This is a genomic window from Xylanibacter ruminicola Ga6B6, assembly GCF_000687715.1.
Classification (GTDB): domain Bacteria; phylum Bacteroidota; class Bacteroidia; order Bacteroidales; family Bacteroidaceae; genus Prevotella; species Prevotella ruminicola_B.
In genome coordinates this window covers 69,628-77,836 of record NZ_JHXD01000018.1, presented here as the reverse complement: position 1 = coordinate 77,836, position 8,209 = coordinate 69,628, and the positions used below count along the sequence as shown (strand labels likewise).

Sequence of the window (8,209 nt, the reverse complement as noted above, 5' to 3'; positions counted from 1 at the left end):
CTCTACTATAGGGAAGGTTGGATACGCGTTACTCACCCGTGCGCCGGTCGCCATCTATCAAAGCAAGCTTCGATAATGCTGCCCCTCGACTTGCATGTGTTAAGCCTGTAGCTAGCGTTCATCCTGAGCCAGGATCAAACTCTTCATTGTAAAAATTTGTATCTTTTACTAGATAATCTAGAAAACTAGATTAACTAGAAGTTATCTGTCTCAGAACAACTATCCAAATTCAAGAAATTGAAACGGTTTGTTCATTTACCCAAGTACTTCGAAAAGTACTTGCTTCTTGTACTACTTCTGTCTATGTAAATCTTTCAAAGAACTCTTTCTTAGTGCGCTATCGTTTTTAAGCGAAAGCGGGTGCAAAGGTACGACATTTTTTAATACCATCCAAATATTTTCGAAAAAAAATTCCCAAAAACATGAAAGTTTTCGGGAATATTTACATATTTTACATTTTTATCTCTTATTATATATAATGTACGCGAAGAGCCTATTCTCGACGCCCAAAAATACGCAGCAAATAAATAAAGAGGTTAATAAAGTCCAAATAGAGGGTTAAAGCACCCAAAAGCGCCATCTTCTGAGCAACCTCTCCAGCATCGGGTGCCATCAAAAGCATATTTTTAATTTTCTGAGAGTCGTAAGCAGTGAGACCCACGAATATCAAAACGCCCAAATAGCTCACAATCATTTCAAGACCAGAACTCTTCAGGAAGATATTCACAACAGTAGCGATAATGATACCAATCAACGCCATGAAGAGAATCTTTCCCATCGACGAGAGATCTGTCTTGGTTGTATAACCGATGAGTGCCATTACAGCAAACGTACCAGCAGTGATAAAGAATACGCTGGCAATACTCGACATTGTATAGACAATGAAGATAGACGAGAACAATGCACCATTAATGACCGAATACAACACAAACAGCAACGTAGCTGTAGTGAGCGATAATCGGTTAATAGCAGCACTTACGCCAAACACTATGGCGAACTCAGCAATTACCAGTCCCCAAAGGAGCACTCTGTTAGAGTACAAGGCGGTTAGGACACCAGGACTTGTAGCCACACCATACGCTGTAACACCTGTAAGCACAAGGGCCAGCGTCATCCACACATACACTTTCCGCATTAATGCGGGGAAAGCAGCCGACATAGAGAGCTCTCGCTCACGTGTCAGACCATCAAAGTTAAATTCGTTATAATTCATACTCATTATTTTATTTCGAGATTCATTAATATTACCGCAAATTTAATGCCACAAAGGTAAGCATTTACTTTTAATAAAACATAAATAAGCAACAAAAATACCGATTTATTAGTATTTTTGGAAATTTTTCACTATATTTGTGCCCATGAATAACTAAAAAACAAATATAATAATACACTAACGAAAATGAAGATCGGTTTATTTATTCCCTGCTATGTTGACGTGGTTTATCCTCAGGTAGGAGTAGCCACATACAAACTATTAAAGCATCTGGGGCTGGATGTGGATTACCCACTGAACCAGACTTGTTGCGGACAACCGATGGCTAATGCTGGATTTGAGGGACAAGCTATCCCACTTGCCGAAAAGTTTGAAGAGAAATTCAAAGGGTTCGACTATGTGGTATCGCCCTCGGTTAGTTGTACTGCGTTTATAAAGTTAAATTATCCCCGCTTACTGAAAGGTAAAACGGAGTGCGAGACAGCCAAGAAAGCGATGGACGTTGTTGAGTTCCTGCACGATGTGGTAAAGGTTAACCATCCATTAGGAACCTTCCCCCACAAGGTTAGTCTGCACAACTCTTGTCACGGTGTGCGAGAACTAGGGTTGAGCTCACCAAGCGAGGAGAATATTCCTAAGTTCAATAAAATCAAGGACTTGTTGAACCTTGTAGAGGGTATACAGGTATTAGAACCTGAGCGTCCCGACGAATGTTGCGGTTTTGGCGGTATGTTCTCGGTTGAGGAAACGGCCATCAGCGAGCAGATGGGTATTGATAAAGTGCAGCGTCACATGAAGACCGGTGCGCGATTCGTAACAGGTCCCGATTGTTCGTGCCTGATGCACATGGCAGGTATTGCCAAGAAAAGAGAACTTGATGTGGAGTTCAAACATGTGGTAGAAATCTTAGCAGCAGGACTGTAAGATTATCATTAAACATTAAAGATTAAACATTATGAGTACAGCACATAGTAACGCAGCGAAGGAGTTCTTGAAGAACCAGACATACGCAAAATGGCACGACGCCACTTTCTGGGCAGTACGCACAAAACGTGACAATATGGCATATGGACTCGACGAATGGGAGCAGTTACGCGAAAAGGCCAGCGCCATCAAGCGCCACACCATCACTCACTTGGACGAGTATCTAGACCAGTTTGCCACAAAAGCCGAAGAAAACGGTTGTATTGTGCATTGGGCCAAGGATGCGCACGAATTCAACGAAATCGTGTATGGCATCCTGAAAAACCATAACGTCAAGAAACTCGTTAAGTCGAAATCGATGCTGACAGAGGAGTGTGAGATGAATCCGTACCTGGAGCAACATGGCATCGAGGTGGTAGAGACCGATCTGGGCGAACGCATCATCCAGTTAAAAGGTCAGGCACCGAGCCATATCGTGATGCCAGCTATCCACTTGAATCACGACGATGTTGGCGAACTATTCGAGGAGAAACTTGGCAGCGAGAAGGGCAACCACGACCCCACGTACCTTACTTATGTAGCCCGATTAAGTCTGCGCAACGAGTTTCTTACCGCAGATGCTGGCATGACAGGCGCCAACTTTGGTATCGCAGAAACAGGCGATATTGTAGTTTGCACCAACGAGGGTAATGCCGATATGTCGACTTCATGCCCGAAACTGCACATTACCGCAATCGGATTAGAGAAGATTATTCCTAATTACGATTGCTTAGCCGTGTTCCAGCGCATGCTTTGTAGAGCAGGAACAGGACAGCCTACCACCACGTTCACCTCACATTTCCGAAAAGCACGTCCTACTGCCAACCCCATGCACATTGTGCTGGTAGATAACGGACGCAGCGAGTGGATTGGCAACCCTGAGCATTGGGAAGCACTGAAGTGTATCCGTTGCGGATCGTGTATGAACACCTGTCCTGTTTATCGCCGTAGCGGTGGCTATTCGTACAGCTACTTCATACCAGGTCCCATTGGCATAAACCTTGGTATGCTTCGCGATCCACAAAAGCATTCTGGAAATGTAAGTGCCTGCACCCTGTGCAACTCATGCCAGACGCTCTGCCCAGCCAAGGTAAACTTAGGCGACCAGATTTACATGTGGCGCCAGCAGTTAGACGAGTTCGGTACTGCTAATTCGCAAAAGAAAATGATGTGTAAGGGCATGAGTATGGTATATGGTAATGAGGGCGTTTACAATCTAGGTACGGCTCTGGCTCATTGGGCCAATCTCATTCCATCGCCACTTATCAACTGCGGCATGAATCCATGGGCCGAGGGGCATAAGATGATGAAATTCCCTAAGGAAACATTCCACTCGCTATGGAAGAAAGGAAAAGTAAAGTAAGGATTGAAGAATTGAAGGATTATGAGTAATAAAGACGATATTCTGAAGAGATACAGGGCAAACGTAAGAGAGAAATACGACATGCCCGATTTGAGTGATATCAAAGCTACCACCTACCCCAACCCACTGGTTCAGTTTGTGAAGATGACAGAGATGGTGGGCGGACAAGTGATAGAAGTTGATTCTGGCCGCGATATCAACGTGCTTATCAAGGAGCTGTTTCCTGACGCCAAGGAGATTGCCTCAAATCTGCCGGAGATAACTATCGCCACTAGAAATCCTGATACGGTTGGCAGGGCCCGCGATCTGAACGGAACAGATGTTGGCATTATCCGAGGTATGTTTGGTGTAGCAGAAAACGCGTGCATCTGGATTCCGCAAACCATGAAGGAGAAAGCTGTATGCTTTATATCCGAGAATCTGATCATTCTGCTACCCAAGAGTCAGATTGTAAACAATATGCACGAGGCTTACAAGCGCATTGAGTTTGATAACGAATACGACGGTTATGGTACGTTTATCAGCGGTCCATCGAAAACGGCAGATATTGCACAGGTACTGGTAATGGGTGCCCAAGCGGCACGAAGCGCCACCGTACTACTTCTACCCGATTAACAGTGTAAAAAACAGAATTTGTTCAGGAGGTCGATAATCATGTCGGCCTCTTTTTGTGTCACAAATCGTACTCATATATATCGTAACACAGCCCTCGTCCTCCAAAACCTTCCTTCTGGAATACCAATGTTTCATTCAGTCCGCTACCATCAGGATGCTCTGTTGAACGGCCAAAGTCGAAATAAGGATAGTTTCGATAATCGTTAAAGATACGGTCGTAGAGCAAATCGATAACACCCAGTTTTTTCCCCTCAGGTGCAGCAGAGCTATACTGAGCGTGAACCACTTGCTGAGAGATATATAGCACGACTCCACCCAACACCTCATCATCTTTTACGGCTTGATACAGTTTGATATTCTGAGGAAAGCGACTATGTAATAGTGAAATTTCCTCAAGTGTATGTACAGGCATCACCCCATACTTGGTATAAAGATTCGTAGAAAGAATGCCCCAGAATGCGGCATAGTTATCAGAACATTCTACTGATACGTCAGCTTTTTGAGCACGAACGACCCCACGACGCCGAACACGTTCCCACCGCATCTCACCAGACAAAAAGATGTTTGTAGCAAAATCTCTCGCTACAATACGCGCATGACACTCATGAAACAATGCATAGATATCCTCGTCAGATGAGAGACGATGATAAACCCATGGAATACACTTGTAAACAACATGACGAAAACCATCACAGCGAAGTTGCTCGTTTAGCTCACGAAATAAGTTCATAGTCTGAACAATCGTCAGACGAGGACTCATCACCAAGCCACCATAAGTCAATCCCTTATGCGAGTAAAGGGTATCGCCCGACGCATGTGCTGGCAAGACAGCCTGCAAACGATTACCTAAATAAAACAGCAATGAATAATCGTTAAAGCGATCCGAATGATAGTCCATATAGCTACGATCGAAGAGGAAAGTGCCGTTCTTCGATGTAGCTACGAACTGATTCCATTCGTCGGCCAGGTCAGATGTGTATCGTTTTATTTCGAACATCCGATGTATTTCAGAAATTCGTCGTAATCATAGATATAATCATCCTCGTCGTAATGTTCCGAAGCCAGAACCAGACATACGCCGCCCGAAGAGAAATCATCGAGCGTTCGCCAGATATTGGTATCGATCAGCAAGCCTTGCCAAGGATGATTCAGCAACACAGTCTTGCGTTCATAGCCATTATCCAACGTTACATGAAACGAACCGCTTAGAGCAATCACAAACTGACGAAGCTTTTTATGCGCATGCCCTCCCCTGCTCTCGCCACCGGGCACATCATATACCCAATAGGCGCGCTTGATATCGAAAGGAACCATCGTCTGCGCTTCAGCAAACGTCAGATTGCCACGCGGATCAGTGATCTTGGGCAAATCTATGATTTCAACCTCTAAGCGGTTCATTCTATAATAACACTTGTTTAGTGTTCAAACTTAGTGTAGGGGTCGGTACCCAAAACGGTCTTAGCCAGACGCTTGGCTTTATCACGCAACGCATTTACATCGTCGCCAACCTCGCCGTAGCAGAGTACTACACCCATACGACGACCCTTATGAGCCTCAGGCTTACCGAAGATACGAATACGTGTGCGATCCTCCTTCAGAGCCTCGTCGAAGTTGTAGTCGAGCAACGAACGATCGACAGGTGTTGAAGCCTCCTTTGGTGAAAGGATAACAGCCGATGCGCCAGCGTGCTCAAGATGGATTGCAGGAATAGGCATTCCCATTACTGCACGGAAGTGCAACTCAAACTCGCTCAGGTTGGTGGTATGTCCGAGTGTTACCATACCAGTATCATGTGGACGAGGACTCAGCTCGCTGAAGATAACCTCGCCTTGCTTGGTAAGGAAGAACTCAACACCCCAGATACCAGCACCAGTAAGGGCCTTGGTTACCTTATCGGCCATTACCTGAGCCTGCTTCAAGGCCTCATCAGATATCTTATATGGCTGCCACGACTCACGATAGTCGCCTGCCTTCTGTACGTGTCCGATTGGAGGACAGAACAGTGTGGGCCAACCATTCTTCTGTGTTACGGTGAGCAGAGTAAACTCCGAATCAAAATCGATAAACTCCTCGATAATTACCTCTTTTACGTCACCACGACTACCTTCCATAGCCTCCTTAAAAGCCTGCTCCAACTCGTCGTCGTTGTGCACATAGCTCTGACCATGACCTGATGATGACATCAATGGTTTGACAACACATGGGAATCCAATCTCATCGGCTGCAGCCTTGAACTCATCAAAGGTCTTTGCATAGAAATATTTTGCTGTGCGCAGTCCCAGTTCCTTAGAAGCCAGATCGCGGATAGCACGACGGTTCATTGTGAAGTTTACGGCGCGGGCAGATGGAACAACCTGGATACCCTGCTCCTCGAACTTAAACAGTCGTTCGGTACGTATAGCCTCAATCTCAGGCACGATGATATCGGGCTTGTGCTTGTTTACTACAGCCTCAAGCGCATCGCCATCGAGCATTGAGAATACTTCGCGCTCATCAGCCACCTGCATGGCTGGCGCATTGTCATAACGATCGCAGGCAATAACATACTGGCCTGCACGCATGGCGGCTATCACGAACTCCTTGCCGAGTTCTCCTGAGCCTAAAAGCAGAATCTTTTTCATTTTTCTATTGTTTGTTTCAACATTTGCCACTCGGGTGTTACTGCCAACTTGCGTACGCACTGGTCGATACGCGCCATTGCATCTTCCTGACTCATCTTCAGCTCCTTGGCTATCTCCTGCAGCGATTTGCGTTCGCAGCCAAACAGTCCGTAATAATGCGTCACAGCCTCCTCTTCCTCTGGTGGCAGCAGGTAGAGCAGATGCTCCAGATAGTGCTCCATCTGAGGAGTAACGCTGGTGGGATTGATACCAATACGCACCAGATACGAGTGGAGTTCATTAGTTAAGTTATCTGTTGGCATACATATTATCGTAATACTTCTGATAATCGCCGCTGGTTACATTGTCCAGCCACTCCTGATTGTCGAGATACCAGCGAACGGTTTTCTCGATACCCTCTTCGAACTGCAGAGATGGCTCCCAACCCAGTTCCTTCTGGAGTTTTGAGCTGTCGATAGCATAACGCAAATCGTGTCCGGCACGGTCGGTAACGAATGTAATCAGGTCCATATCCTCGCCTTCCTTGCGACCCAGCAAGCGGTCAACGGTCTTAATCACCACCTTGATGATGTCGATGTTCTTCCACTCATTAAAGCCACCGATATTATAAGTATCAGCAATCTTACCCTCGTGGAAAATCACGTCGATAGCACGAGCGTGATCCTCAACATACAGCCAGTCGCGCACGTTCTCGCCCTTACCATAAACAGGCAGAGGCTTGCGATGACGGATATTGTTGATGAACAAAGGAATCAGCTTTTCGGGGAACTGGTAAGGACCGTAGTTGTTCGAGCAGTTGGTTACTACTACAGGCATTCCGTAGGTATCGTGGAATGCACGAACAAAGTGGTCGGAAGAAGCCTTCGAAGCCGAGTATGGTGAGTGAGGATTATACTTGGTTGTCTCCAGGAAGAACTTATCGCCGTAAGCCAGATGGTGCTCTGAGCTGGATGCGGTAGTTGTGAATGGAGGCTCGATACCCTCGGGGTGTGTCAGCTCCAATGCGCCATACACCTCATCGGTACTGATGTGATAGAAACGCTTACCCTCGTATTTCTCAGGCAGACTCTCCCAATACAGCTTGGCAGCCTGCAACAAGCTCAAGGTTCCCATCACGTTGGTCTTGGCGAATGTAAATGGATCCTTAATCGAACGGTCAACATGGCTCTCAGCAGCCAGGTGGATGATACCATCAACCTTCTTGTCCTGCATCAGCTTGTAGAAAGCATCAAAGTCGCAGATATCCATCTTAACAAACTCGTAGTTGGGCTTGTTCTCGATATCTTTCAGGTTAGCCAAGTTACCAGCATAAGTCAACTTGTCGAGGTTAATAATGTGATACTCGGGATACTTGTTCACAAACAGGCGCACTACATGGCTTCCAATAAAGCCTGCACCTCCAGTAATAACGATAGTTCTTTTCATATATCTAAT

At 45.8% G+C, this 8,209-nt stretch carries 9 protein-coding genes and 1 rRNA gene; 3 read left to right on the top strand and 7 right to left on the bottom strand.

The window, feature by feature from the left end; translation table 11 throughout:
* A 16S ribosomal RNA gene (locus tag T500_RS0111125) occupies positions 1-150 on the bottom strand; the annotation flags it as partial.
* A 343-nt stretch (positions 151-493) separates the two neighbouring features.
* Complete coding sequence (locus T500_RS0111120) at positions 494-1,213, bottom strand: Bax inhibitor-1/YccA family protein (RefSeq protein ID WP_028908173.1); 720 nt, start codon at positions 1,211-1,213, stop codon at positions 494-496.
* A gap of 186 nt (positions 1,214-1,399) precedes the next feature.
* On the opposite strand from T500_RS0111120, the gene T500_RS0111115 reads away from it, so the two are divergent.
* Genes T500_RS0111115 through T500_RS0111105 form a run of 3 tightly spaced genes read left to right on the top strand, consistent with a single transcriptional unit; the run spans position 1,400 to position 4,154 of the window.
* Positions 1,400-2,137, top strand: coding sequence for a (Fe-S)-binding protein (locus T500_RS0111115; RefSeq protein ID WP_028908172.1), 738 nt, complete (start codon positions 1,400-1,402; stop codon positions 2,135-2,137).
* A gap of 31 nt (positions 2,138-2,168) precedes the next feature.
* Positions 2,169-3,539: a lactate utilization protein B gene (locus tag T500_RS0111110; protein WP_028908171.1), complete on the top strand. Its 1,371-nt coding sequence runs from the start codon at positions 2,169-2,171 to the stop codon at positions 3,537-3,539.
* A gap of 21 nt (positions 3,540-3,560) precedes the next feature.
* On the top strand, positions 3,561-4,154 hold the full coding sequence (locus T500_RS0111105) for a lactate utilization protein C (protein ID WP_028908170.1): 594 nt from the start codon (positions 3,561-3,563) through the stop codon (positions 4,152-4,154).
* Positions 4,155-4,212: 58 nt separating this feature from the next.
* Here the strand turns inward: T500_RS0111105 and T500_RS0111100 are convergent, their stop codons facing one another.
* From T500_RS0111100 to T500_RS0111080, 5 genes are read right to left on the bottom strand one after another with little or no spacing between them, the layout of a single operon-like run.
* Complete coding sequence (locus T500_RS0111100; RefSeq protein WP_028908169.1) at positions 4,213-5,151, bottom strand: GNAT family N-acetyltransferase; 939 nt, start codon at positions 5,149-5,151, stop codon at positions 4,213-4,215.
* Positions 5,139-5,552: a sugar 3,4-ketoisomerase gene (locus T500_RS0111095; protein WP_028908168.1), complete on the bottom strand. Its 414-nt coding sequence runs from the start codon at positions 5,550-5,552 to the stop codon at positions 5,139-5,141. The genes T500_RS0111100 and T500_RS0111095 overlap by 13 nt, the downstream gene beginning before the upstream one ends.
* Positions 5,553-5,569: 17 nt before the next feature.
* Positions 5,570-6,775 carry a formate-dependent phosphoribosylglycinamide formyltransferase gene (gene purT, locus T500_RS0111090; protein ID WP_028908167.1) on the bottom strand — a complete coding sequence of 402 codons (1,206 nt, stop codon included), beginning with the start codon at positions 6,773-6,775 and terminating at the stop codon, positions 5,570-5,572.
* On the bottom strand, positions 6,772-7,077 hold the full coding sequence (locus T500_RS0111085; RefSeq protein WP_036908999.1) for a sigma factor-like helix-turn-helix DNA-binding protein: 306 nt from the start codon (positions 7,075-7,077) through the stop codon (positions 6,772-6,774). The genes purT and T500_RS0111085 overlap by 4 nt, the downstream gene beginning before the upstream one ends.
* A complete protein-coding gene (locus T500_RS0111080; RefSeq protein ID WP_013063015.1) occupies positions 7,064-8,200 on the bottom strand; it encodes a dTDP-glucose 4,6-dehydratase in 1,137 nt (378 codons plus the stop codon). Before T500_RS0111080 ends, T500_RS0111085 begins: the two co-directional genes overlap by 14 nt.
* Positions 8,201-8,209 lie beyond the last annotated feature (9 nt).